We start from the raw sequence: 24,265 nt of genomic DNA, 5'->3' as shown, positions 1-24,265 counted from the left end.
CCTGATGAGATGACAAGAGCCCGACGCTGCTGCGTCGGGCTCTTGTCGGTGGTGTGCGTGTTGCTGTGTGGGCGATACCAGACTCGAACTGATGACCTCTTCGGTGTGAACGAAGCGCGCTACCAACTGCGCCAATCGCCCCCTGCACTGTTCGTGCGGATCGATACTAGCGGAAGTCCGGCGGTGCATCGAACACGTCGCGCTGCCCGGGTGTGGCGAGCTGTCCGCAGGGGGTGTCGAACCGCCCCGATCCGCATGAACTCGGGGGACACGCCCGGTGAACGGGGAGGATTTTGGTGGAAGCACCCCGGTGCGTATAGAGTTTACGTCGTCGCCGCGACAGCGGAACGACAAGTGCGGATGTGGCGCAGTGGTAGCGCATCACCTTGCCAAGGTGAGGGTCGCGAGTTCGAATCTCGTCATCCGCTCGAGTGTGGGTCTTCTCGAAGGCCCGCGACTCACCAGAGGGTATCCCACCGTTCGGGTACTCACGGAGACGTGAACCTCGATGGTGGGGTGGCCGAGAGGCTAGGCAGCGGCCTGCAAAGCCGTCCACGCGGGTTCGAATCCCGTCCCCACCTCCAGATCCACCCTCCAAGACCTTGATGGACTCCGGTCCACGCAGGGACTTGGGCGATTGGCGCAGCGGTAGCGCGCTTCCCTGACACGGAAGAGGTCACTGGTTCGATCCCAGTATCGCCCACCACCACGAAGCCCCCGGCAGGACCACACGGTCCGGTCGGGGGCTTTCGTCGTTCCCGGGGCTTCCGTCGTCCCGGGTCGGCCGTCCGGTTCGGCGATGAGTACCCGGGCCGTCAGGATCGGGGCTGTTCACGACACTCCTCAGGGAGAGCACCACCACCCCGAAGGAGTCCCATCATGCGCAACAGCACCCGTTTCGTCATCGCTGCCGCCGCGGCCGGCACCGTCCTCGCGGCCCTCGCCGGATGCACGGCCTCCCCGGCGGAAGGGTCGGGATCGCCGAGCCCGACGCAGGCGGCGACCACCACCGCCGCTGCGCCGACGACGGCCCCGACGACGACCAGCGCGCCGGCACCCACGACCGCACCGACGACCGCGGCGACCGAGCCGACCGAGCGGCCGACTGCCACGCCGACACGTTCCGCGCTCGCGCAGCACATCTTCGACGAGTGCAACAAGGGGGCCGCCGATGCCGGAGTCGTCCTGGAGTTCACGGCGGAGCCCTCGGGGTACGCGGCCGCCGATGACTACCAGCTGGTCTACCCGATCGCACGGTTCGTCGACGGGCACACTGACGAGTGGGCGATCTACACGTGCACGCTCACGGACGACACGGTGCACTCGACCTTCGTGCGCGGCGGGGTGACCGACACGCACTGAGGTCGCTGGTGGTCCGGCGGGCGGTCGGCCAGGGTTGTCACGTGACCGCCGAGACGACGACCTCGACCCCGCGCCTCGCGCCCCTGTACGCCGCCGGGTTCGTGACGGCCTTCGGGGCGAACGGCATCGCCGCGGCCGTCGGTGGCGAGCACCTCGAGCTCGGTCTGACGCTGGCCTGGCTCGGGGCGTTCCTCGCGCTGTACGACGTCGCCGAACTCGTCCTGAAGCCGGTCTTCGGCGCACTGTCCGACCGGATCGGGCCGCGTCCGGTGATCGTCGGCGGTCTGGTCGTCTTCGCCGCGGCCTCGCTCATCGGGGTCTTCGGCGCGGGACCGTTCTGGCTCGGGCTCGCGCGTCTGCTGCAGGGTGCCGGTGCCTCCGCGTTCTCGCCGGCGTCGTCCGCAGCGGTCGCTCGGCTCGTGCCGGTGCACCGCCGGGGGACGTACTTCGGCCGGTACGGCTCCTGGAAGGGACTCGGATACGCCGGTGGACCGGTGATCGGGGCCCTCGTGGTGCAGGTCGGCAGCACCCAGTGGCTGTTCGGGATCCTGGTGGTGATGGCCCTCGTGACGGCGGTCGCGGTGCTGGTCGCCGTCGAGCCGATCGTGCCGCTGCCTCGTCAGCGGGCCACGTTCGCGGTGATGGTCCGGGCAGCCACCGACCGGCAGTTCCTCATCCCGGTCGTGGTCCTGGCCGTGGGCAGCGCGGCGATCGGTGCCCTGACCGGCATGCTCCCGGCGCTCGGCAGCGAGGTCGGCATCCCGCTCCTCGTGTCGACGCTCGCCGTCGCGGTCCTCGCGGTGACGTCGTCGCTCGTGCAGCCCGTCGCCGGTCGACTGCACGACGCCGGGCGCCTCGGCACCGGGGTGGCCGGTGTCGCCGGGACGGCCGCGGTCGCCACAGCGTTCCTGGTCGTCGCCGTGGCACCGTCCGCGGTCGCGGTCTTCATCGCGGCGCTGCTGGCCGGTGCTGGCGTCGCCACGTTGACGCCGGTCGCGTTCGCCCACCTCGCCGGGACGACACCGCCGGAACGGCTCGGACGCACGATGGGCTCAGCGGAGCTCGGCCGTGAGACCGGGGACGCCGTCGGGCCGCTCGTCGTCGGCGGTGTCGGCAGCGCGATCGGGCTGCCGTTCGGGTTCGCGGCGTTCGCGGTGGTGGCGCTGGTCGGGACGCTCGTGGCGTCGCGGCTGCCGTCGAAGGCTGCCGACCACCAGGACGAGTAGCCCGTGGGGCCGACCGGCCAGAACGCGTACGCTCTCCGCTACGGGACGGACCACCGGGTCCGTTCCACGAGGGGGCACCATGAGGATCCTGGGCGCAGTGGCACGAGGGCTGGGCGCGTTGCTCACGACGGTCGCGTGGACGATCGGCGGGATGCGGGGCGCGAGGCCGTTCACCGACTCCCACGCAGCGGAGCACCGGCCCCGCCCCGAGGACTACCGGCCGTAGTCCGTCGGCACCGGCCCACTGGTTGGATGGCTGCATGGTCAACGCTCCCGGGACGGCTCCGCATCGGGGAGCCGTCATCCTGCTCACCGTCCTGGTGACCGTCTCCTGGGTGGCGACCGTCGTGCTCCCGCTCCTGGTGCTCCGCCTGCTCCTCGGCATCGAGGCTCCGACCGACCGCGTGATCCCGATCCTCCTCGGGTGGTTCGCAACCCCTGCGCTGGCGGCAGTCGGGCTGACCGTCGGACTGGTGATCCTCCGTCGGTCCCGCGGCACCGGAGCACCGCGTCGGTCACCGTAGGATCGTCGGGCCGCAACCGGCGGGACGACGGGGGAACACGGATGGAACACGACACGACGCAGCGCACACGTCCGAGGGTCGTCACGATCGCCGTCACGCTCTGGTGGGTGTCCGTGGCCGTCAGTCTCGTGGTCGCCGCCCCCGGCATCGTCGAGTCCGTGCGCAGTGCCGGCGGCGCGATCCTCGGGGCGTCCGTCGGACTCGTCGTCGTCCTCGCCTGGTCGGCCCTGCTCGTGTGGCTGGCGTCGCGGATGGGCCGTGGATCCGGGACGGCACGACTGTGGCTCGCGATCGTGGCCGGCATCGCCGCCTGCAACTCGGGGGTCGACGTCCCTGCCGTCGGGGTGGACTGGCGTCTCCTCCCCGCCGTGTGCGTCATCGTCGCGGCGGTGCTCAGCTACCTGCCGAGCGCTCGACCGTTCTTCCCGCGCGAGGAGCGACGGGCACGGGCGGCGGAACCGCGCACGGTCGGTTGGGACCCGACGACGGGTGAGCGCATCGTCGAGATGCCGTCGACGGGCGATCGCACGAGCTGACGTACCGATCCCGCGTCGCGCTCAACCGTCGGAGAACGATCGTTCCCCGTTGTGGGGGTACCGCACATCATGCCCGGGATGGTTGCATTCAGTGATCGGCATCCTCCGGGTGCCGAGCAGCCACGGACCGTCTCGCGTCGCAGTGAAGGTGGTCGCCGCTGGTTACGGTGATCACGAGGTGCCGTCGCGTCGATTCGGGTTCGACACGGCGGCGCCTCCCTCCCACCGGTGGACCGTCCGACCAGGAAGCAGAACGATGCGATCGCTCGTCTACACCAGTACCCAGACCCGTCCGATCACGGATTCCGAGCTCGCCCAGATCCTGGCGGTCGGCCGCGAGAAGAACACACGGCTCGGCGTCACGGGCATGCTCGCGCACCGTGACGACAACTGCATCGGGATCATCGAGGGTGAGGACGACGTCGTCCGGCAGCGCTTCGAGCAGGTCCGCGCCGATCCGCGGCACACGAACGTGCGGGTGTTGCTCGACGAACCGATCACTCAGCGCTCGTTCCCGGACTGGTCGATGGCGTTCCAGTCGCTCGACCCGCTGATGCACGACGTGCCGGGGTTCAGCGACCTGTTCAGCGCAGGTCGCCCGACCGATCCGGCGTTCGGCGCATCCCGGGCCCGCGCACTGCTGGACTGGTTCCGGAAACACCCGCTGGCCCCGCTGACGAACCAGAACGCCGCGGACGAGGAGGTCCCGCGCACCCGGGCGATCAACGGTGCGATCGCGGTCATCCACGACGGGGGCCTGTCGCGCTTCTCACTCGACGGTGTCGCGTCGCGGTCGGGGATGCGCCCTGCCGAGATCCTCGAGCTGTTCCCCTCCGAACACGCGCTGCTGGCCGCCGCCGTGATGCGGTGGACCCGCGCGGTGTCGGCACCGCTGCTGCCGCTCGCCGGCGAGAAGGGCACGGTGGCGTTCCTGCACGCGCTGCTCTCTGCCCACGCCGAGGACCCGTCCCTCATGCGGCTGATCGCCGCGACGCTCGCGATCTCGACCGACCCGTCGACGAACGGTGCCGACTACTACCGGTCGGCGTACCTGCAGTTCCGCGAGACCGTCCGCACCGCGCTGCAGGAGGACGTCCGGGCCGGCCGGGAGCCCGCGACGATGGACCCGATCCGCGGGGCGCAGCAGCTCCTCGCCCTCTACGACGGCATCCGTCTGCAGGCGCTCCTGACCCCGGACACCGACGTCGTCGACGCGTTCGACCGTGCGGTCGCCCGGATGCGCCGCGGCTGGTCCGAGCAGTACGAGGAGACCACGGTCTGGGACATCTCCGCGCCCGTGGCGGACTGACGCGTCAGCGCACCAGCCCGATGACCACGGCTCGACCGATGCCTGCGGGGCGGCCGAGCCCGATCGACTCCGGGGTCGCTCCGCTCGACCTCAGAGCTGGAGGTCCAGGTCGAGGAGGCCGGCGCCGCCGAGGAACAGCGGCACGATGATCCCGAACACGGTCAGCGTCGCCCCGATCAGGATCGCTGCGAACGCGATGCCGTCGCCCCTGTCGCCGGTCAGCCGCACGTCGCGCCGGGCGATGAACCCGACGACGACGCCGCCGATCGGCGCGAGGAACGCGAGGACGATCGCCACCACCGCGAGCAGGCTCAGGGGCGGGACGGGTGCAGGGGCCGCCGGTGCGATCACGGGCGCTGCGGCTGGTGCGGTGTCGGTCACGTCGATCGTCCGTTCGCCAGAAACGAGGAAGGCCAGAGGCCGGGGTGGCTGGGTGGCCGCAGCCCAGCGTAGGGGCGAACAACCGACGGGCAGCACCCGCGTTCTGGTGGCGTTCCCGGCAGTGTCGGTCGACACCGCTAGCGTCCGACGCATGCGTTCGATCCGCCTCCAGGTGTCCGACGACGACCTCGCCGACCTGCGGTCCCGTCTGCGGCGGGCGCGCGTCCCCGAACCCATCGGCGACGCGGCCGCCGGCAGCGCGCTGTCGATGGAACGGCTGGACGGCCTGCTCGACCACTGGCGGTCCGCGTTCGACTGGCGCCGCGTCGAGGACGAGCTCGGCGCGGTGCCGCAGTTCCAGGCCGAGGTCGACGGCCAACGACTGCACTTCGCCCGGCTGACCGCGACGGGGAGTCCGACGGTGCGCATCCCCGTCATCGCGATCCACGGGTGGCCGTACTCCTTCGTCGAGATGCTCCCGTTCGCCCGTGAGCTCGCCGGACGCACGGTCGACCTCGCCGAAGGCCGGACCGCGGGGTTCGACGTCGTCGTCCCGTCACTGCCCGGTTTCGGCGCCTCGGCACCGCTGGCTGACCGTCCGTTCACGGGGCCCGTGGTCGCCGAGTTGATGCACGGGCTCATGACCGAGGCCCTCGGCTACGACCGTTTCCTGACGTACGGCGAGGACGTCGGCTCGACGACGAGCGACTGGCTCGCGGCGCTGCACCCGGAGTCGACCCTCGGGTTGTTCGCCACGCACGCCGCGTTCCCGCCGCCCTCCCGCGCGCAGGACCTCACGGACGAGGAGGCCGCTTGGCTCCGTCAGCACGACGCCGAGTGGGCGCGTGGCCTCGGCTACGCGAAGGTGCAGGCGACCCGCCCCGAGATCCTGGCGGCGGCCCTCACGGACTCGCCGCTCGGGCTGGCCGCGTGGATCACCGAGAAGCTGCTGGCCTGGACGGGCGAAGGGTCGTGGTGGACCGACGACGAGCTCCTGCGCACGGTGTCGCTCTACTGGTTCACGCGGAGCATCGGCTCGTCGTTCCGCCCGTACCTCGACCATCCCCGGCAACCGGAGCTCCCGGTCGTCGACGTGCCGGTCGCGGTCGCCGTGCAGACCGGTGAACGCGGGCTGCCCCGGTCGTACGGCGCACGGACGTACCGGGACATCCGGAGCTGGCACGACCTCGACCGCGGCGGGCACTTCACCGCGTGGCAGGCACCCGGCACGGTCGCCGACGAGATCGCCGCCTTCGCCGTCGTGATCGACGCGGACGCGCCGACCGAGCTCTGACGGTCCGGATCGACTCCGACGCATCAGATCGCCCCTGCTCAGCCGGGTGGCCGCAGCGCGCCCTCGACGTACCGCACGAGCGCGTGCCGCCGACGGTCGTGCTCGACGGGGGAGTCCTCCGCCGTCGCGACCACGGTGATGGACCCCTGGGCCCAGGTCGCCGCGCTGGCGACGAGCAGCGCCCAGACGTCCGCGGGCTCGAGGTCGTCGCGCACCCGTCCTGCGCCCTGCTCCGCTGCTATGTCGCGGAGGTGCTGCTCGTCGTGCTCTTCGAACCCCGGGTACAGGTACCCCGCTCCGTCCTGCTCGAGACGCTTCCACATGAGCAGGCGGACGAGCGCCGGATCGGCCAGGTCGCCGTCGTACAGCCGTGCCGCGTACCCGGGCAGGTCGGCGGCGTCGAACGGCACCGGTCCCCGATCGGGCGCAAGCGCCTCGCGTCGGCAGGCAGCGGCGGCCACCGCTGGACGCAGGACCTGCTCGACTTCTGCGGCGAGCACGGCATCGTCGCCGACGTCGAGGTCCTGCCCGCAACCCAGGCCGACACGGCACTCGCGCGCCTCGCGCGCGGAGACGTGCGCTACCGCTTCGTGCTCGACGTGCGCGACCTCGACGCGCCCGAGCCGGCCTGATCCACGCGTCGTGCCCGGCGCTCGGGTGTGCGGAGGAGACGGACGGGAGGCCCGGTGCCAGCTGGCACCGGGCCTCCCGTCCGTCACGGGGTCGCGTCTCAGACGCGCACGGCGCGCTCGTCGGGGACACAGTGCGTCATCATCAGCCCCTCGACGTCGCGGGGACCGTTGTTCCCGAGGTTCGCCAGGCGGGCGAGTTCGTCGTCACTGAGTGTCTGGGACTGCAGCGGAGGCAGGTCCTTGACCTCGTCGAGGGTGATGCCGAGGCCCTCGCCGACGCGACGACCCAGGTCGTCCTCGACCATGTAGAAGTGCCAGAGCATGCGCTCCTGCACGGGGCGGGCGGCCTGCGAGATGAGGTCGACGAAGTTCGCGACCAGGTCGTCGCGCTCCCAGTCCTCCAGCAGCAGGTACCGCTGACCCGCTTGCGTGTAGTCGTTCGTCCGGGGGATGCGCTTGCGGGTGAGGCGTCCGACGATCTCCGGCCCCTGGTCGTCGTGGGTGGGGTACTCCGCCTCGCGCAGGCCGCCGGTGATCGACGGCTCGTAGTTGACGTGCGGGTTCTCGCCGCCGTGGTCCTGGTGGTACGCCATCTGCCCGTCGCGCTGGTTCGTCGCGACGTTGCCGTTCTTCGGGGCGTTCACCGGCAGCTGCAGGTAGTTCGGCCCGACGCGGTACCGCTGCGTGTCCGAGTACGAGAACGTGCGGCCGACGAGCATCTTGTCGTCGGAGAAGTCCAGTCCGTCGACGAGCACGCCGGTGCCGAACGAGAGCTGCTCGTTCTCGGCGAAGTGGTTCGTGACGTTGCGGTTCAGGACCATCTTGCCGACGGGCTTCGGCGGGAACTCGTTCTCCGGCCAGACCTTCGTGTCGTCGAGCGGGTCGAAGTCGAGCTCCGGGTGGTCGTGGTCGTCCATGAGCTGCACGCGGAGCTCCCACTCGGGGTACTCGCCGCGCTCGATCGCCTCGTACAGGTCCTTCGACGCGTGCCCGAGGTCACCGGCCTGCACCGCGGCGGCGTCGGCCTCCGTCATCGAGGACACGCCCACCGACGGGATCCAGTGGTACTTGACGAGCTTGGTGTCCCCGTCGGCGTTCACCCACTTGTAGGTGTTCACGCCGAAGCCCTGCTGTGTCCGGTAGTTCGCCGGGATCCCGCGAGGGCTGAAGAGGTTCATCAGCATGTGCATCGACTCGGGGGTCTGCGACATGAAGTCGAAGATGCGCGCCGGTTCCTGTCGGAAGGTCACGGGGTCGGGCTTGAGGGAGTGGATGACGTCGGGGAACTTGATGGCGTCGCGGATGAAGAAGACGCCGAGGTTGTTGCCGACGAGGTCCCAGTTGCCGTCCTCGGTGTAGAACTTCACGGCGAAGCCGCGCGGGTCGCGGGCAGCCTCCGAGGAATCACGGCCGCCGATCACGGTGGAGAACCGGATCGCCAGGTCGGTGCGCTTGCCAGGCTCCTGGAACAGCTTCGCGCGGGTGTACTGCGCGATGGGCTCGTCACCCCACGTGCCGGTGGCCTCGAAGTACCCGAAGGCGACGGCACCGCGGGCGTGCACGACCCGTTCCGGGATGCGCTCGCGGTCGAAGTGGCTGATCTTCTCGAGGAACTGGTAGTTCTCGAGCGTCGCCGGGCCACGCGCCCCGACGGTGCGCTGGTTCTGGTTGTCGTAGACGGGGTGGCCCTGGCGGTTCGTCAGGATGCGGCGGTCGTCGCCCTCGGCGGGCGGTTGGCTGGAGACGTCGGTCATGTGTCTCGTCCTCTCTGCGGTCGCGGTCGGCTGGGGTTCCCGACCGAGTCTGGACCGGGGCGCGGGCACGCCCTCTCAGCGGCGTCGAGGACGCGGACGTCGACCGCTCGCCGGTGCGATCGCCGCTGACGGCCCGTCAGTACTTCGCCGCTGACGACCGGTCAGTACGAGGTGCGACCCGTGGCTGCGGCACCGAGCACCGCGGCCGCACCGTGGGCGAGCAGGGTCCCGTCGGTGACGACGGCGACGCGGTCGAACCCGAGTGCGCGGAGCCGTTCGGCGCGGGCCAGGTCGCCGGCGAAGGCACCGGTGTGTTTGCCGGCGCGGCGGGCTGCGGCGACGATCGCGGGGAGGGGGTCCGTGGCGCGGTCGGCCTCGAGCAGCTCGGGCAGTTCCATGCCGAGCCCGATCGACAGGTCGAAGGGACCGACGAACACCGCCGAGACGCCCGGGACCGCCAGGATCTGCTCGGCGGCACGGAGCCCCTCGAGTGTCTCGAGCATCACCCACACCTCGGGGTCGGCAGCGGCGGCGGACGGTGCCGCGCCGCCCCAGAGTCCCGCCATCGGCCCCCAGCTCCGTCGACCCCGCGGTGGGTAGTGCGCGGCGCGGACGGCGTGCTCGGCCTGCTCGACGGTCTCGATCATCGGGACGATCACGATGTCGGCGCCGAGGTCGAGCGCCCTGCCGATCGCGGCGTCCGAGCCCTCGGCGACCCGGATGGCGACGGGGACCTGCGGTGCGACCGCGGCGAGGGCCGGCATCGTCGCCAGGAGCGTGGCGTCGCCGAAGGCGCCGTGCTGGGCGTCGAGGCCGAGCCAGGCGAACCCGTTCTGCGCAATCTGCGCGGTGGTGCGGCATTCGCCGAGGGTGCACCACACACCGTCGGCGGGGCCGTCTCCGAGTGCTGGCACCGTGGTCCTCCGTCTGGTCTGCGATCGCGAGCGCCGATGGTTCGGCGTCCGGCGGGTCACGCTACCGTCCTCATGCGCATGCATCGGACATGGACAAGTGCTCACCTTCGGGTGTAGTCCTGTGCCGAGGACGCACTGCACGGGCGGTCACGGGCCGCCAGCACCAGCCAGCACCACAGCACCAGTCGAGACCTGCAGGAAGGTCGGGCGGACATGCGTGACGAAGGTGACGTCAGCCGGTTCAGGACGGTCCGGGTGGTCGGCGTCCCGGTCACGGGCCCCTGATGCTCGCCGTCCGCTGGGAGCAGCAGGGGCCGAAGTCGTGGGTGGCGCGCGACCACGGGTCCTGCGTCGGGCTCGTGCTGCACGTCCGTGAGCGGTTCCTGGCGTTCGACCAGGACGACCGGCCGCTCGGGAGCGCAGCGTCCCTGGCGGCGGCTCAGCAGCTCGTCGCCGGTGCCGTCCGCTCGAGTGCCCCGGCCCGTCGGGACACCGTCGCGGTGGTGCTGTCGGTGCTCGCGGCACTGACCGTCGGGGGAGCGGCCGTCGTGCTCGCCGCCCGCGCCCTGATCTGAGCGGCGATCGTCCGCCGGAAGGCGCACCGGCGCGCTGTTCGTGCTCAGTTCCTCAGCGTCCTGACGGGCTGGCTCCGGACGGCTGACGGCGTGCACGGCGGGCCACGACGAACCAGTTCGGCACGCCGATCACCAGCGTCGCGATGAGGCTGATCAGCCACGGGTCGACCAGGGCTGCTGCGTCGGCGAGCACCGCCGTCACCGCCCCGGCTCCCGCGGCTCCGAGCAGGGAGGCCCACCACCGGGCGGGCCGTCGTCCCCACCGCAGACCGGCGAGGGTGAGCACCCCGGCGACGAGCGCGGCGATGAAGGCGATGAGCGCCAGGAGGGCGCCAGCGAACGCCGCCAGCAGGAGGTTCCCGAACGGGCCGAAGCCGTAGAGCGCCAGGGACGTGCCGAACGCGATCGCCGCGACCACGCCGCCGACCACCGCAACGCGCCCTGCGTCCGTGTCCACGTCAACGTCCTCTCGATGAGCTGGGCGACACGCCGCCCGGCGTGGGGAACCCCGTCAGGGACAGTCCAGCACGTCCGGGGGTACTGCGCCTCCCGGTGGCGCGGTGTCCCGGTGCGCGCACCGGTACCGTTGCGTCCGTGACCGACGACTCCGATGCCGCCATCGCCCAGCACGTCCACGACGCCTGGGACGGTTCCCTGCGCCTCGTCCACATCACCATCTCGGACGAGGACGGGGACGCCTACCCCGGGCAGGACGTCGACCGGTGGGTGATCGACGTGCGCGTCCCCATCACCGACGACGAGACCGAAGCGGTCTCCGTGGCCGAGGTCACGGCGTTCACGAGCCGTGCGCCCGAGTCGCTCGAGGCCCTGGTGCTCGGGTACCAGGTGTCCGACGTCGCCGGGTCCTTCGCGTCCGCCGTCGCCGCGCAGGACGCGACGGGGGAGACGTTCTTCTCGTTGCAGTCCCACGCCGCCGAGATGCTCGGCAAGCCCGACCTGCTCGCGGTCGACCGGCTCACGGTCCGTCCGGCGTACCGGGGGCTGCCCGGCCTGGTGCCGGCGCTCGTCGATGCCGTCCGCCACGGACCGGCCGGGCGCACCGCATCGTGGGTCCTCGCCGACCCGACGGTGTGGGACGTGCCGTTCGGCGAGGACGACCGGTCAGCCGGTGGCTTCGTGCAGTGGGCCGACACCGCGGTCGTCACCTCGATGAACGCTGCACCCGACGACCTGGAACGCCTGTCCCTCGTGCCGCCGGCCGGTGGCATCGTGATGGGGTCGCGCTCGGACGAGGTGCACCTCGGCGACGCGATCGACCACGCGATGACGCAGCCCGCGATCGCGGTGCCGTTCGACCTGCCGCCGAAGCTCCCCGCCAGCATCTGGGCCGCGGCGCCCGAGGACGTCCACGGCGTGCACCCGGACGAGACGACCGGGTCGATCACGGTCGAGACGCACGACGAACAGCTCGAGGTCGTCGGCTCGCCGGGGACCGCCCCGCAGCTCGTGGGGATCTCGGCCTCGGCCGACGCGGCGACCCAGGAGTGGCTCCGCACCGTGCACCAGCGCTGGTGGCAGTACGAGCCGGACCTGCACGCCCGCATCCACGACGTCGTCGACGAGTACCTGTCCACCGGACACATCGAGTCGGCGTCGGACGAGCTCGCCGGGCACCTGCACGCACCCGACCTGCCGCCGTACCGGACGGAGTGGCCGGGCACCGGCACCGTCCTGCTCGAGGAACTCGGCGAGGACACCGAGCCCATCGTCTTCGACGCCGTGCTCGAGGACGGCACCCGGCACGAGCACATCGGCGTGGTCGTCGTGCACGAGTCCGGACACGTCCGCGCGTTCCTGCACGACGAGTGGGAGCCCGGGTTCCCGGCCGCGGAGGCCGCGGTCGCGCACCTCATCAGCCTGGGTGCGGGGGAGTTCTTCGCGGACGCCCTGCACGACGAGCTGTCGGCGGGCGTCGAGCACGCGATCCTGACGGGTGACGTCCGCGGACACTGACCGGGTCGCCCCGGGGCCGGTTCAGACCGGGCGGTAGATCGCGATCGGCGGGGTGTCGTCGTCGCCCGCGTCGTGTGCGTCGCCCGTCGCGAGCCAGGTGCGGCCCTCGTGCTCGATGGTGGTCGGCAGGTCGCCGTGCACCAGGATCCGGATCGCGGGGGCGTCGCCGTCGACCAGGTCGACGCCGTGGGCCTCGGTCCCGCCGGGATTGTCGTGCACGTAGCTCATGGACTGATCGAACTCCGTCCGCCTGGCGGACGGCCCGCGCCGCGCCGGACACGCCCGGAACCAGCGCGGAACCGGTCCGGACGTCCGTGATCAGGTAGAGTCATGTCCGCACGGCCAGCACGGCGTGTGGAATGCGGATGTGGCGCAGTGGTAGCGCATCACCTTGCCAAGGTGAGGGTCGCGAGTTCGAATCTCGTCATCCGCTCGGGTCGATCACGACCGAGCACACACGAACGAAGCACCACCGGAACCCCCGATCGCTCACCAGAGCGACGGGGGTTTCGTCGTTCGGGGACCCGGCGGGCGCAGGGTTCGGGTTCCCGCGCCCACCGGCGCGAGGGCGACCGTGCCCCCACTGGTAAGCGCCGGGTGGGTGGCCCGGCGCAGTTCCGAGGATGTATCCGGAGCCGTCCCCGGTTCGGGTGGGCCTCGGATTCGACGATGCGGGAACCCGCAAGAATGTCGAACGACCCGCCGATCGAGCCTTGTGCTAATTGATTCCGTCCGGTATCGAGGTCGCCATCGCGCGTGCTCCCGGCAGCCCGACCCAGCGCAGGGCTCCGGACTCGACGACCGTGACGAGCACCGTGTCGCACCCGCGGCAGCGCGCCACCGACCCCATCGCGGTGCGGTAGACGGTGGTCTGCCCGAGCACCCCGAGCGAACCGCACCCGGCGCAGCGCAGGGCGACCACGGTCGGCTCGGGTCCCAGACTGTCGGCCAGCGTCCCCGCCAGCGCGTTGCCGTCCACGACGACCATCAGTTGCCCCCGAACCGTTCGGCGCGCACGTCACTCGTGTCGTGTCCGAGCTCGGTGAGCCAGCGCAGCACCTGCTCGACGAACGGCGTCGACCCGCACACGTAGACCAGGGCGCCCGCGTCCGGCGGGAACACCGCGGCAGCGAGCGCGTCCCGCGTCAGCCGTCCTGCGGGCACGGTGGACCCTGGAGGCGCGGTGCGGCTGTACACGTGGGTCACCTCGAGCGGTGCCCGGCTCGCGAGCGCCTGGTCGAGTTCCGCACGGAAGAACACGTCGTCCGGCGTGCGGACGGCCGCGAGGAGCCGGAAGGGCGCCGGGTCGTCCGCCTCGGCGTGGGCGGTCACCATCGCGACGAGCGGCACGATGCCGGAACCGCCGGCGATGAGCTGCACGGGGCGGTCGGACTCGCCCGGCCGCCAGACGAACCAGCCGCCGAGGGGCCCGTGGACCTCGAGCGCGTCACCGACCTCGACGGCGTCGACGAGGAACGGGGAGACCTCGCCGCCGTCCACCCGGTCGACGGCGAGCACGACGTCGGTCGCGTCGCCGGCCGACGCGATGGAGTACGAGCGCTGCGCTTGGTAGCCGTCCTCGGCGGTCAGCCGCAGGTCCAGGTGCTGCCCGGGGTCGTTGCCCGGCCAGGTCGGGACGTCGAGGACGATCCGGCGCGCGTTCGTCGTCTCGCGGCCGACGGAGGCGACGGTCGCGGGGTGCCAGGCCGGCCGCCGGCGCGGAGCGGGACGAACGACGGGGGTGATCCGTGCCTCCAGGCCGGTGTCGGGGAGCGTCACCAGTACCGCTCTTCCTTCCACGGGTCGCCGTGCAGGCTGTAGCCCGCGTTCTCCCAGAAGCCGGGCTCGTCGTCGGACTGCATGACGATGCCGCGCACCCACTTGGCGCTCTTCCAGAAGTAGAGGTGGGGGACCAGGAGGCGGGCCGGTCCGCCGTGCTCGGGCGTGAGGGGCTCACCGTCCGCTTCGAAGGCTATCCAGGACTTGCCGTCGAGCAGCTCGTCGAGCGGGACGTTCGTCGTGTACCCGCCGTAGCTGTGCACCATGCAGTAGTCGAGCGAGGTCTCGACGTCCTCGAACAGGCGGTCGAGCGGGACGCCCCGCCACGGCATGTCGAGCTTGGTCCAGTGCGTCACGCAGTGGATGTCGACCGTGACGTCCTCGACGCCGAGCGCGTGCACCTCGTCCCAGGTCCACTGGTGCAGGCCGGACTCGGTGCGGATCGAGAAGGCCCAGTCCGTCGGCTCGATGTCCGGCGTCGCCCCGGCGGACAGCACGGGCCAGTCGCGGACCAGGGTCTGGCCGGGCGGGATGCGGGTGTCGTCGCGGTCGTCGCGGCGGCCGCCGAACCCGCGGGTGAACGTGGCCATGGTCCTCCTCGTGGACGTCGGTGCGTTCCCGATCATGCCGTGTACCGGGTGGTGTCGTGTAACGGGTTGGTAAACGTTCCACCCGGGGACGGAACCCTCGTGCGCGGCGACGGATCGGCACGGGGTCGGGGATTCCGTCGCTCTCGGTGCCGATCCGGGCGCGGGGGTCGGGCTTGGGGGATCGGCTCCGGACCTCTATCGTTCACCGGAACGATTACAGGAGGGGTCACCCCGAATGCAGCCCATCGTCCCCGAACCCCGGAACACGCACGGTCCGAGCCGTCGCGCGCTCATCACCGGTGCCGCCGGTCTCGCCGGTCTCGGCCTGCTCACGCTGGCCGGGTGCAGCTCCGGATCCTCCGCAGGCACCCCCACCATCCCCGAGGCCGCGGCCACCGGCGTCGCCCGTCGTGGCGGACGCCTCCGCATCGCCCGACCCGCGGCGTCGGCCGCCGAGACCCTCGACTCCGCCAGCTCACTGTCGGCCTACGAGTACCTCGGCGCGCTCTACAACCGGCTCGTCAAGCTCGACCAGCAGGGCACCCCGGTGCCGGACCTGGCCGAGGACTGGTCCGCGAACGCCGACGGCACCGAGTGGACCTTCTCGCTCCGTCGAGGTGTGGTCTTCCACGACGGCTCCCGGTTCACCGCCGACGACGCCATCGCGAGCATCCGGCACATCCTCGACGAGAAGACCGGCAGCCCGCAGGCCGGGGTGCTCGGCGAGGTCATGGACGCGAGCTCGATGCGGGCGGTCGACCCGTACACGCTCCGCTTCTCGCTGACGAAGCCGAACGCCGAGTTCCCGTCGCTGCTCACCGCGTACCAGTGCTACATCGTGCCGGCGGACGCCATCGCGGACATCGGCCGCACCGGGATCGGGACGGGGCCGTTCCGGCTGTCGTCGTTCACCCCGGCGGGCACCGGGAGCGTCGAGGCCTTCCCCGACCACTTCGCCGGACGCCCCGCGCTCGACGGCATCGACTTCTACTCGATCCAGGACACCACCGCGCGGGTGAACGCCCTGCTCGCCGGGCAGATCGACCTCATCTCGCAGACGAACCTCGACTTCGCGACGGCCCGGGTGGTGTCGGCCTCCGACCGCGCCACCGTCGCCCGCTCGAAGAACGCCCAGTGGTACACGATCCCGATGCTCGCCACGAGCGACGAGTTCAGCGACCCACGGGTCCGTCAGGCGATGAAGCTCGCCTACGACCCACGGAAGATCGTCGACACCGCGCTGCAGGGCACCGGGTCGGCCGGGTGGGACAACCCCGTGCCGCCGCAGCTCGCCGCCTTCGTGGACGACCACCGCGAGTACGACCCGGACAAGGCCCGGGCGCTGCTCAAGCAGGCCGGGCGCGAGGACTGCCGCGCCGCGATCTACACGTCGTCCTACGAGTCGGTGTTCACCCCGATGGCCGTGGCCTACCGGGACGCCGTCGCCGACGCGGGCATCCGGCTGACCGTCCGCAACGCGAGCTCCGACTCGTACTACACGCAGATCTGGATGCAGAAGCCGCTCATGGTGAGCTACTGGTTCACCGGACGGCCGATCGACCAGCTGCTCAACCAGATCTTCCGCTCCGGGTCGTCGTACAACGAGAGCGCGTGGTCGAACGAGACCTTCGACGGGCTGCTCGACGACGCCCGTGCCGAGATGGACGACGCCAAGCGCCTGACCCTGTACCAGGACGCGCAGCGGCTCGTCGTCGAGGACGGCGCAGACATGACGCCCATGTTCGGCGACCGGCTCGTGGGACTGTCCCGCGACGTCGTGAACTACTCGGAGTACGGCTTCGAGTTCGACTACCTGCGGATCGGACTGCGCCGATGACGACCACGAACACACCGTCGGACGTCCTCGTCCCCGTCCTCCGCCGGGTCGGCATCGCCGTGCTCACGGTGGTGCTCGTCTCGCTCTTCGTGTTCCTCGCGGTGCAGGCGCTCCCCGGCGACGTCGCCCAGCAGCTGCTCGGGCAGAACGCCACCCCCGACGCCGTCAAGCAGCTGCGCGAGACCCTCGGTCTCGACCAGAACGTCTGGCTCCGCTACCTGCAGTGGCTCGGCGGAGCGGTGCACGGTGACTTCGGCACCTCGCTCGTCAGCGGCGAACCGGTCGCCCCGACGCTGTTCACGGCCTTCCGGAACAGCATGCTCATCGCCGTGCCCGCGATGCTCGTCGGCGTCACCGTGTCCCTGACGCTCGGCGTGGTCGCCGGTGTCCGCCGCGGCCACCCGACCGACAAGGTCATCTCGATCGTCAGCCTCGTCGTGATGAGCGTGCCGGAGTTCATGGTCGCCACCGTCCTGGTCCTGCTGTTCGCCATCGGCCTGCCGGTCTTCCCCGCCGTCGTGCTGCGGGGGAGCGACGCCACCGTCGCCGAGCTGCTGCCCACCATCTGGCTGCCGATCATCGTGCTGACCCTCGCGATGGCCGCCTACATCGTGCGGACGGCCCGCTCCTCGACGATCGACGTGATGGCGTCGGAGTTCGTCACGACGGCCGAGCTCAAGGGCCTGACGATGCGCCGGGTGGTCTGGAAGCACGCGGTGCCGAGCGCCCTGCTGCCGACGCTCAACGTCGTCGCGCTCAACGTCGCGTGGCTGCTCGGCGGCGTCGTGGTGGTCGAGAACGTCTTCAACTACCCGGGCATGGGCAAGCTCATGCTCGAGTCGGTGTTCAACCGCGACCTGCCCACGATCGAGGCGATCGCGCTGCTGAGCGCACTGATCTACGTCGTGTGCAACCTCGCCGCCGACCTCGTCGCGCTCGCACTCGACCCGAAGCTCCGGACCCGTCAGCGACGACCCCGCACGCGCATCCGCAGCACGCGCAGCACCAGGAAGGCCGCAGCATGACCGCCACCGCACCCAGCCGCCGGGGACGCGCCGTGCTCGCCGGAGCCCTCGCACCGCTCCGCGGATCGACGGCACTGAGCATCGGCCTCGGCCTCATCGCCGTGCACGTCGTCCTCGCCCTGCTCGCGCCCGTCATCGCCGGGCACGACCCGGTGGCCACGAACGCCGGTGACGTGCTCGCCGGTCCGACGTGGACGCACTGGCTCGGCACCGACCAGTACGGGCGTGACGTGCTCTCCCGCACGCTGAACGGCGGCCGGTACGCCCTGTCCGTGACGTTCCTCGCGACCACGATCGCGGTCGCGGTCGGCACCGTGCTCGGCTGCGTCACGGCCTACGCCGACAACTGGTTCGACGAGGTCGTCATGCGCGTCGTCGACGCCCTGCTCAGCGTGCCCTCGATCCTGGCGCTCCTGGTCGTCGTGACGGTCTTCGACGCCGGCCTCTGGGTCATCGTCCTCGCCGTCACGGTCGTCTACGCGCCCGCGGTGACCCGGGTCGTCCGGGGTGCCGCCCGCACCGTGATCACCCAGGACTACGTCACCGCCGCCCGCGCCCGGGGCGAGCGGCCGCTGTCGATCGTGTTCCGCGAGATCCTGCCGAACGTGCTCGACGTCGTGCTCGTCGAGTACGCGATGCGGGCCTCGTGGATCGTCCTGCTCGTCGCGTCGCTGTCCTTCCTGGGCTTCGGCGCGAACCCGCCGACGCCGGACTGGGGCCTCATGGTGCAGGAGAACCGCACCGCGCTCACCGTGGTGCCGCTCGGCACGCTCGCCCCGATCGTGGCGCTCGCCACGCTGGTGATCGGACTGAACCTCGCGGCCGACGGCCTGAGCAAGTCGCTCGGCGTCGACCGTGCCAAGCAGGGAGTCAGCGCATGACCCGCACCGACACCGCCACCACGTCCGCAGCGACGACGACCACGCCCGACGCGATCGTGCGCGTCGACGACCTGTCCATCTCGTACGCCGCCGGCAAACGGCGCGTCCCTGTCGTCCGGGGTGTCTCGTTCGCGATCGAGGCCGGTCGCACGCTCGGCCTGGTCGGCGAGTCCGGCAGCGGCAAGTCCACCGTCGCGCGGACCCTGCTCGCGCACCTCCGCGCCGGATCGTCGATCGACAACGGCACGGTCCGGGTCGACGGCGCCGACGTCTTCGCGCTGTCACCGGCCGGCCGTCGGGAACTCCGTGGCGGTACCGCCTCGGTCGTCGCCCAGAACGCCGGGCAGGCCCTGACCCCGTCGATGCGCGTGGGCGAGCAGATCCGCGAGGCCCTCCGCGCCCACGGCGAGCCCGACGGCCCCGAACGCGTCGCCGAGCTGGTCCGGTTGGTCCGGCTGCCGGACCCCGACGCGATCGTCCGCCGGTACCCGCACCAGCTGTCCGGCGGACAGCAGCAGCGCATCGCCATCGCGATGGCCGTCGCCGCCCGGCCGCGGGTGCTCGTCCTCGACGAACCGACCACCGCCCTCGACGTCGTCACGCAGGCCGCGGTCCTCGACCTCGTCGCCGACCTCGGCCGACAGCTCGGCATGGCCGTCCTGCTCGTCAGCCACGACCTCGGGGTGGTGTCCGCCATGGCGGACGAGATCGCCGTGATGCGCGACGGCGAGGTCGTCGAGCATGCCGCCACGGCGGCGCTCTTCGCCGCTCCGCAGCACGAGTACACGCGTGCCCTGCTGGCCGCGGTGCCGGACGGGCGACGGATCGGAGGCGCGGATCACGTCGTCCTGGACCCGACCGTCCCCGGGACGGTCGCCTCCACGGCCACCCGCACCGTGCCTCCCGAGCGCGCAGCCCGCCCCGTGGTGACCGCGGACGACCTGGTGATCCGGTACGGCCGCGGCCTGCCGGCCGCCGTCGACGGCGTCTCGTTCACGATCGCCGCGCACGAGACGCTCGCCGTCGTCGGCGAGTCCGGCAGCGGCAAGTCGACGCTCGCCACGGCGCTGGCCGGCCTGGTGCCGGCCGAGTCGGGGACGTTCACCTACGACGACGGCGCGACCCGCGGCGACCTGCGCGAGCCGATCGCCGCGCGGTCGGCGGACCTGCGCCGCGCCGTGCAGCTCGTGTTCCAGAACGCGGACACCTCGCTCAACCCGCGGCGCACCGTCGGAGCCGCGATCGCACGGCCGCTCCGGCTGTTCAGCGGCTCGTCCTCCCGAGAACGCGTCGCGGCCCTCCTGACGCAGGTCGGGCTCGGCCCGGAGTTCGCCGACCGACTGCCCGCGCAGCTGTCCGGTGGGCAGCGGCAGCGCGTCGGGATCGCACGGGCGCTGGCGGCCAAACCATCGCTCGTCATCGCGGACGAGATCACCACGGCGCTCGACGTGCAGGTGCAGGCCGGGATCCTCGCGCTGCTGGCCGACCTGCAGCGCGAGCGGGGGCTCGCCTGCCTGTTCATCAGCCACGACCTCGCCGTGGTGCGGGGCGTGGCCGACCGGGTGGCGGTGATGACCGGCGGCCGGATCGTCGAGATCGGGCCGACCGAGCGCGTGTTCACCGGCCCGAACCACCCGTACACCTCGACGCTGCTCGCCGCGACGCTCGAACCCGGCAGCACGACCCTGCCCGACGTCGGCGACGGGGTGCCGCGCTGGCGGCACACCGACGGCTGGACGGACCACGGCGACGGACACCGCACCCGCAACTGGGAGGACGCATGACGACCGACGACGGCACCGACCACGGCACCGCCGCCGCAACCTTCACCGCAATCGGTGACCCCGGTTCGGTGCCGGCGGGCGTGACCGTCCGCGACGAGTGGATCCCGATGCCCGACGGCGTCCGGCTGCACGCCCGGATCTGGGCGCCGTCGCAGTCGCCGACGCAGCCGGGTGAGCCGATCGGTCCGACGCCGGTGCTGCTCGAGTACCTGCCGTACCGGCTCGACGACTGGACGGCGCCGCGTGACTCGGAGCGGCACCCCTGGTACGCCCAGCACGGGTACGCCTCGGTGCGGGTCGACATCCGCGGCACCGGTTCGTCCGACGGGTTCTTCGACGACGAGTACAGCGAGCAGGAGCTCCGCGACGGTGAGGCCGTGATCGCCTGGCTCGCCGAGCAGCCCTGGTCGACGGGCGCCGTCGGCATGTTCGGCATCTCCTGGGGCGGCTTCAACGCACTGCAGCTCGCGGCCCGGGCACCCGCTGCGCTCAAGGCGATCGTGACGGTCTGCTCGACGGACGACCGGTACGACAACGACGTGCACTACGTCGGCGGCGCGGTGCTCGGCATCGACATGGCCGCGTGGGGCGCGACGATGTTCGCCTTCAACTCCCGCCCGCCCCGGCCCGAGGTCGTCGGTGCGGACTGGGTCGACCGGTGGCGGGAGCGCCTCGAGGCGAACCGCCCGATGACGCCGGTCTGGTTGGCACACCAGGAGCGCGACGACTACTGGCGGCACGGCAGTGCCGCCGAGGACTACGACGGCATCCGCGCGGCGGTGCTCGCGGTCGGCGGCTGGGCGGACCCCTACCGTGACGCCGTGCTCCGCCTCGTGGCCAACGTCGACGCCCCGGTGAAGGGCATCGTCGGGCCGTGGTCGCACCAGTACCCGGACCGGGGGCTCGCGCCGGGACCGTCGATCGGGTTCCTGCAGGAGACCCTGCGGTGGTGGGACCGCTGGCTGCGCGGGGTCGACACGGGCGTCGAGGACGACCCCGCACTGCGCGCCTGGATCAACGAGGGCGAAGCCCCCGCGCCGTACTACGCCGGCCGCCGTGGCCGCTGGGTCGGTGCCGAGGCGTGGCCGTCCGCCGCGACCCACGAGCGCGTGCTGCCACTCGCCGCACTGCGCGGCGGCGACCTCGGGCCGGTCGTCGTGCGGTCGCCGCAGCACACCGGCGTGGACGCCGGCAGGTTCTTCCCGTTCGGCAACGCGACCGACCTGCCGCCGGACCAGCGCGCCGAGGACGGCCGGTCGGTCACGTTCGACCTGCCCGTCGGCAAGGCGTTCGACCTGCTCGGCAACGTGCTCGTCCGGTTGTCGGTCACGAGCGACCAGCCCCGCGCCACGCTGACCGTCCGCCTGTGCGACGTCGCGCCGGACGGGGCGTCGACGCTCGTGACCCGCGGGGTGCTCAACGCGGCGAAGCGCGACGGCATGGACCGCGACGAGCCGCTGGTCCCGGGCACACCGGCCGAGCTGCCCGTGCGTCTCGTGTCGACGGGCCACCGGTTCGAGGCCGGACACCGCCTGCGCATCGCGGTCTCGTCGTCGTACTGGCCGTGGGTGTGGCCGCACGGCACCGAGGCCACGGTGACGATCGACCCGGCGGGGTCGAGCGTGACCCTGCCCACCTGGACCCGGTCGACCGACGACGGGGTGGCCTTCGGCGAGCCCGAGCGGTCCGAGCCCCTCGTGATCGAGCGCGTCGCCCCGGCCGAGCCGCTGCCGCAGCGCACCGTGACGCACGACGTCGAGACGGGGGAGTGGACGCTCGACGTCGACCCCGGGTACGGCGGCGGGCGGGTCTACCCGGACGGCCTGGTGTTCACCGAGGACGCCCGCGAGACGTACCGGATCCGTTCCGACGACCCGACGAGCGCGCGGGCCACGTCCCGATGGTCGATCGGTCTGACCAAGCCGGAGTGGGCCGCTCGTCTGGAGACCGCGTCCGACATCACCGCCGACGCCGAGGCCTTCCACGTCGTCAACACCGTGCGTGCCTGGGCCCGCGACGGCGGACCCGACGAACCCGAGGTGCTCGTCACCGAGCGGACCTTCGTCGACGACGTGCCGAGGACCTCGGCGTGACCGCGGCGGCTCGGGTCCGGCAGCGGCCGGAGGTCCGACGCGCGATGATCGTCGAGGCGGCCCGCGCGGTGATCGTCCGGAACGGCGTCGGCGCCACCGGACTGCGGGACATCGCGGCCGAGGCCGGCGTCTCCGTCGGCACCGTGACGTACCACTTCGGCAGCGTCGCGGAGATCCTCAACGAGGTCGTGGTGCTCGAGACGGAGCGGTTCTACGGCGCGATCGTGGCTGCCGTCGATGCCGAGCCGGACGTGCTGGCGGGGCTCCGGATGCTCGTGGCCCCGCTGTTCGGCGACACCGAGCAGGTCCGGCAGCACTGGCGGATCTGGTCGGACTACTGGACGGCCGTGGTGCGGCGGCCGGAGGTCGCGGCCGAGTACGCGGAACGGATCCGCGTGTGGGAGGCCTGCCTGGTGCGGGTCATCCGGCGCGGGGTGCACAGCGGGGTGTTCCGCCACGCGGTCGAGCCCGACACCGTCGCGCTGCAGCTCGCCGCGTACAGCGACGGCGTGGCCACCCAGATCGCCCAGGGCGTCCCGGGTCTGACGAACACGGTCGCCCTGTCGTGGATGTGGCGCTTCCTGTCGCACGAACTCGGCGTGCCCGCTGTGGACATCGCCGGAACCGGTCGTTCCCCCTTGTGATGAGGTAAGGCTTCCCTTACCGTGGGCACATGGCACGGACCCGGCGACAGCCCAGCGAACGCATCCTCATCGCGGGCGGTGCCGAGGACCTCGTCGAGATCCACCGCCAGCTCGAGGACCTCCCGGAGAACGCCTACGGGCAGGTCTTCGTCGAGATCGCCCTCGACGAGCAGATCCGCGTCCTCCCCGCACCGCCACGCGTCACCGTGACCTGGCTGGTCCGGAGCGCCCGCAGCTCGGCCGTCGCACCGCTCGTCTTCGCCGACCACGGTGAGGCCCTGGCGCACGCCCTGACCGGGTGGGCCGCCGAGTGGTGTGTGACGGACTGCGAACCCCGCACCTCGGTCTGGATCGGGTGTGCCGACAGCCCCTGGATCGAGCGCGCGCGGTCGATGGTGCAGCTCGAACTCACCGACGCCGGCCAGCAGGTCCAGGTCGAGTACGGCGGGTAAGGGGAGCCTGCTCTTCCTTGTGGCATACACGAGCAGCGGGCATGGTTGTGACCAACGGCAGCACCGCGCCGGTCCGGACCGGGCCAGGACGCGGAGGAGCCACGAAGGAGGAGGAAACGCCATGACCACGCAGAGCACCACCACCACCAGCACCACGTCCCCGTTCTCGACCACGCCGGAGCTCGCAGCCGGGGTCGCCCAGTTCCTCGCCCCCGTCGTCATCGACCTCGAGGCGCTCGTCGTCAACGGCAAGCAGGCGCACTGGCACGTCCGTGGCCGCAACTTCGTCGGCGTGCACGAGCTCCTCGACGAGATCGTCGAGCACGCGCAGGACTACGCGGACAACGCCGCGGAGCGCATCGTCGCCCTCGGGCTGCCCGTCGACTCCCGCATCGCAACGGTCGCCGCGAACACCACGCTGCCGCCGCTGTCGCAGGGCTTCCAGAACTCCGACGTCACCATCACCGAGGTGATCGCCCAGATCGACGCCGTCCTGCTGCAGGTCCGCCGCGCGGTCGACGGCCTCGACGAGGTCGACCTCAACAGCCAGGACGTCGCGATCGAGATCGAGCGCGCGCTGACGAAGGACCGCTGGTTCCTGCAGGCGCACCTCGCCGCCTGAGTCGCGACCACCCCGCAGACGGACGGAGGCCCGGTGCCAGCTGGCACCGGGCCTCCCGTCCGTCTGGGGTCACGTCT

At 71.8% G+C, this 24,265-nt stretch carries 25 protein-coding genes and 5 tRNA genes; 20 read left to right on the top strand and 10 right to left on the bottom strand.

The features are described from left to right. Nucleotides 1-68: 68 nt before the first annotated feature. A tRNA-Val gene (locus tag KK097_RS08435) sits at nucleotides 69-141 on the bottom strand. Between the two features lie 215 nt (nucleotides 142-356). Between KK097_RS08435 and KK097_RS08430 the strand changes: the two genes are divergently transcribed. The 8 genes from KK097_RS08430 to KK097_RS08395 all read left to right on the top strand — a co-directional run bounded on the left by KK097_RS08430 (nucleotide 357) and on the right by KK097_RS08395 (nucleotide 4,957). After that, nucleotides 357-428 (top strand) — tRNA-Gly (locus tag KK097_RS08430). A gap of 82 nt (nucleotides 429-510) precedes the next feature. Next, a tRNA-Cys gene (locus KK097_RS08425) sits at nucleotides 511-584 on the top strand. A 47-nt stretch (nucleotides 585-631) separates the two neighbouring features. Further along, nucleotides 632-706 (top strand) — tRNA-Val (locus tag KK097_RS08420). Nucleotides 707-879: 173 nt separating this feature from the next. Beyond that, nucleotides 880-1,362: a hypothetical protein gene (locus KK097_RS08415; RefSeq protein WP_214544335.1), complete on the top strand. Its 483-nt coding sequence runs from the start codon at nucleotides 880-882 to the stop codon at nucleotides 1,360-1,362. 41 nt (nucleotides 1,363-1,403) lie between these two features. Further along, on the top strand, nucleotides 1,404-2,588 hold the full coding sequence (locus tag KK097_RS08410) for an MFS transporter (RefSeq protein ID WP_214544334.1): 1,185 nt from the start codon (nucleotides 1,404-1,406) through the stop codon (nucleotides 2,586-2,588). A 260-nt stretch (nucleotides 2,589-2,848) separates the two neighbouring features. Then, complete coding sequence (locus KK097_RS08405) at nucleotides 2,849-3,112, top strand: hypothetical protein (RefSeq protein WP_214530378.1); 264 nt, start codon at nucleotides 2,849-2,851, stop codon at nucleotides 3,110-3,112. Nucleotides 3,113-3,153: 41 nt separating this feature from the next. Continuing rightward, nucleotides 3,154-3,648 (top strand): hypothetical protein, encoded by a 495-nt coding sequence (locus KK097_RS08400; RefSeq protein WP_214544333.1) that lies wholly within the window; start codon nucleotides 3,154-3,156, stop codon nucleotides 3,646-3,648. A gap of 256 nt (nucleotides 3,649-3,904) precedes the next feature. Next, complete coding sequence (locus KK097_RS08395; RefSeq protein WP_214544332.1) at nucleotides 3,905-4,957, top strand: BLUF domain-containing protein; 1,053 nt, start codon at nucleotides 3,905-3,907, stop codon at nucleotides 4,955-4,957. 90 nt (nucleotides 4,958-5,047) lie between these two features. On the opposite strand, the gene KK097_RS08390 is transcribed toward KK097_RS08395, so the two are convergent. Then, complete coding sequence (locus tag KK097_RS08390) at nucleotides 5,048-5,338, bottom strand: DUF4190 domain-containing protein (RefSeq protein WP_214544331.1); 291 nt, start codon at nucleotides 5,336-5,338, stop codon at nucleotides 5,048-5,050. Between the two features lie 151 nt (nucleotides 5,339-5,489). On the opposite strand from KK097_RS08390, the gene KK097_RS08385 reads away from it, so the two are divergent. Continuing rightward, nucleotides 5,490-6,632, top strand: coding sequence for an epoxide hydrolase family protein (locus KK097_RS08385; RefSeq protein ID WP_214544330.1), 1,143 nt, complete (start codon nucleotides 5,490-5,492; stop codon nucleotides 6,630-6,632). A 38-nt stretch (nucleotides 6,633-6,670) separates the two neighbouring features. Here KK097_RS08385 and KK097_RS08380 read toward each other — a convergent pair whose 3' ends face one another. From KK097_RS08380 to KK097_RS08370, 3 genes are all read right to left on the bottom strand, one after another. After that, nucleotides 6,671-7,132, bottom strand: a complete 462-nt coding sequence (locus KK097_RS08380) for a hypothetical protein (RefSeq protein ID WP_307858354.1) — start codon at nucleotides 7,130-7,132, stop codon at nucleotides 6,671-6,673. A gap of 230 nt (nucleotides 7,133-7,362) precedes the next feature. Next, nucleotides 7,363-9,018: a catalase gene (locus KK097_RS08375; protein ID WP_214544329.1), complete on the bottom strand. Its 1,656-nt coding sequence runs from the start codon at nucleotides 9,016-9,018 to the stop codon at nucleotides 7,363-7,365. A 161-nt stretch (nucleotides 9,019-9,179) separates the two neighbouring features. After that, nucleotides 9,180-9,932, bottom strand: coding sequence for an HpcH/HpaI aldolase family protein (locus tag KK097_RS08370; protein ID WP_214544328.1), 753 nt, complete (start codon nucleotides 9,930-9,932; stop codon nucleotides 9,180-9,182). A 284-nt stretch (nucleotides 9,933-10,216) separates the two neighbouring features. Here KK097_RS08370 and KK097_RS08365 point away from each other — a divergent pair, with 284 nt between their 5' ends. Then, on the top strand, nucleotides 10,217-10,507 hold the full coding sequence (locus KK097_RS08365) for a hypothetical protein (RefSeq protein WP_214530369.1): 291 nt from the start codon (nucleotides 10,217-10,219) through the stop codon (nucleotides 10,505-10,507). Between the two features lie 52 nt (nucleotides 10,508-10,559). Here KK097_RS08365 and KK097_RS08360 read toward each other — a convergent pair whose 3' ends face one another. Then, nucleotides 10,560-10,964: a hypothetical protein gene (locus KK097_RS08360; protein ID WP_214530368.1), complete on the bottom strand. Its 405-nt coding sequence runs from the start codon at nucleotides 10,962-10,964 to the stop codon at nucleotides 10,560-10,562. A gap of 137 nt (nucleotides 10,965-11,101) precedes the next feature. Between KK097_RS08360 and KK097_RS08355 the strand changes: the two genes are divergently transcribed. Beyond that, nucleotides 11,102-12,481 carry a hypothetical protein gene (locus tag KK097_RS08355; protein WP_214544327.1) on the top strand — a complete coding sequence of 460 codons (1,380 nt, stop codon included), beginning with the start codon at nucleotides 11,102-11,104 and terminating at the stop codon, nucleotides 12,479-12,481. Between the two features lie 21 nt (nucleotides 12,482-12,502). Here KK097_RS08355 and KK097_RS08350 read toward each other — a convergent pair whose 3' ends face one another. After that, nucleotides 12,503-12,709, bottom strand: coding sequence for a hypothetical protein (locus tag KK097_RS08350; RefSeq protein WP_027465565.1), 207 nt, complete (start codon nucleotides 12,707-12,709; stop codon nucleotides 12,503-12,505). A 133-nt stretch (nucleotides 12,710-12,842) separates the two neighbouring features. On the opposite strand from KK097_RS08350, the gene KK097_RS08345 reads away from it, so the two are divergent. Continuing rightward, nucleotides 12,843-12,914, top strand: a tRNA-Gly gene (locus tag KK097_RS08345). Between the two features lie 285 nt (nucleotides 12,915-13,199). Here the strand turns inward: KK097_RS08345 and KK097_RS08340 are convergent. Genes KK097_RS08340 through KK097_RS08330 form a run of 3 tightly spaced genes read right to left on the bottom strand, consistent with a single transcriptional unit; the run spans nucleotide 13,200 to nucleotide 14,850 of the window. Next, nucleotides 13,200-13,469: a DUF6510 family protein gene (locus tag KK097_RS08340; RefSeq protein WP_214544326.1), complete on the bottom strand. Its 270-nt coding sequence runs from the start codon at nucleotides 13,467-13,469 to the stop codon at nucleotides 13,200-13,202. After that, the gene (locus KK097_RS08335) at nucleotides 13,469-14,260 is read right to left on the bottom strand and encodes a ferredoxin reductase (protein ID WP_214544325.1); all 792 of its coding nucleotides are present in this window, start codon (nucleotides 14,258-14,260) and stop codon (nucleotides 13,469-13,471) included. Before KK097_RS08335 ends, KK097_RS08340 begins: the two co-directional genes overlap by 1 nt. After that, nucleotides 14,257-14,850, bottom strand: coding sequence for a molybdopterin-dependent oxidoreductase (locus KK097_RS08330; protein ID WP_214544324.1), 594 nt, complete (start codon nucleotides 14,848-14,850; stop codon nucleotides 14,257-14,259). The genes KK097_RS08335 and KK097_RS08330 overlap by 4 nt, the downstream gene beginning before the upstream one ends. Before the next feature lie 235 nt (nucleotides 14,851-15,085). On the opposite strand from KK097_RS08330, the gene KK097_RS08325 reads away from it, so the two are divergent. From KK097_RS08325 to KK097_RS08290, 8 genes are all read left to right on the top strand, one after another. After that, entirely contained in the window at nucleotides 15,086-16,687 is a 1,602-nt protein-coding gene (locus KK097_RS08325; protein ID WP_214544323.1) for an ABC transporter substrate-binding protein, read from the top strand. Beyond that, a complete protein-coding gene (locus KK097_RS08320; RefSeq protein ID WP_214544322.1) occupies nucleotides 16,684-17,712 on the top strand; it encodes an ABC transporter permease in 1,029 nt (342 codons plus the stop codon). Before KK097_RS08325 ends, KK097_RS08320 begins: the two co-directional genes overlap by 4 nt. Then, on the top strand, nucleotides 17,709-18,593 hold the full coding sequence (locus tag KK097_RS08315) for an ABC transporter permease (protein ID WP_214530361.1): 885 nt from the start codon (nucleotides 17,709-17,711) through the stop codon (nucleotides 18,591-18,593). The genes KK097_RS08320 and KK097_RS08315 overlap by 4 nt, the downstream gene beginning before the upstream one ends. Next, the gene (locus tag KK097_RS08310) at nucleotides 18,590-20,377 is read left to right on the top strand and encodes a dipeptide ABC transporter ATP-binding protein (RefSeq protein ID WP_214544321.1); all 1,788 of its coding nucleotides are present in this window, start codon (nucleotides 18,590-18,592) and stop codon (nucleotides 20,375-20,377) included. The genes KK097_RS08315 and KK097_RS08310 overlap by 4 nt, the downstream gene beginning before the upstream one ends. Continuing rightward, the gene (locus KK097_RS08305) at nucleotides 20,374-22,470 is read left to right on the top strand and encodes a CocE/NonD family hydrolase (protein ID WP_214544320.1); all 2,097 of its coding nucleotides are present in this window, start codon (nucleotides 20,374-20,376) and stop codon (nucleotides 22,468-22,470) included. Before KK097_RS08310 ends, KK097_RS08305 begins: the two co-directional genes overlap by 4 nt. After that, the gene (locus tag KK097_RS08300; protein ID WP_214530358.1) at nucleotides 22,467-23,114 is read left to right on the top strand and encodes a TetR/AcrR family transcriptional regulator; all 648 of its coding nucleotides are present in this window, start codon (nucleotides 22,467-22,469) and stop codon (nucleotides 23,112-23,114) included. Before KK097_RS08305 ends, KK097_RS08300 begins: the two co-directional genes overlap by 4 nt. A gap of 29 nt (nucleotides 23,115-23,143) precedes the next feature. Beyond that, entirely contained in the window at nucleotides 23,144-23,566 is a 423-nt protein-coding gene (locus tag KK097_RS08295) for an SIP domain-containing protein (protein WP_214530357.1), read from the top strand. A 121-nt stretch (nucleotides 23,567-23,687) separates the two neighbouring features. Further along, nucleotides 23,688-24,188: a Dps family protein gene (locus tag KK097_RS08290; protein ID WP_214530356.1), complete on the top strand. Its 501-nt coding sequence runs from the start codon at nucleotides 23,688-23,690 to the stop codon at nucleotides 24,186-24,188. Nucleotides 24,189-24,265 lie beyond the last annotated feature (77 nt).

Source organism: Curtobacterium flaccumfaciens (assembly GCF_018598405.1).
Lineage (GTDB): Bacteria > Actinomycetota > Actinomycetes > Actinomycetales > Microbacteriaceae > Curtobacterium > Curtobacterium aurantiacum.
Note: the sequence above shows the minus strand (reverse complement) of the source record. Positions and strands in the feature narration are given on the sequence as shown.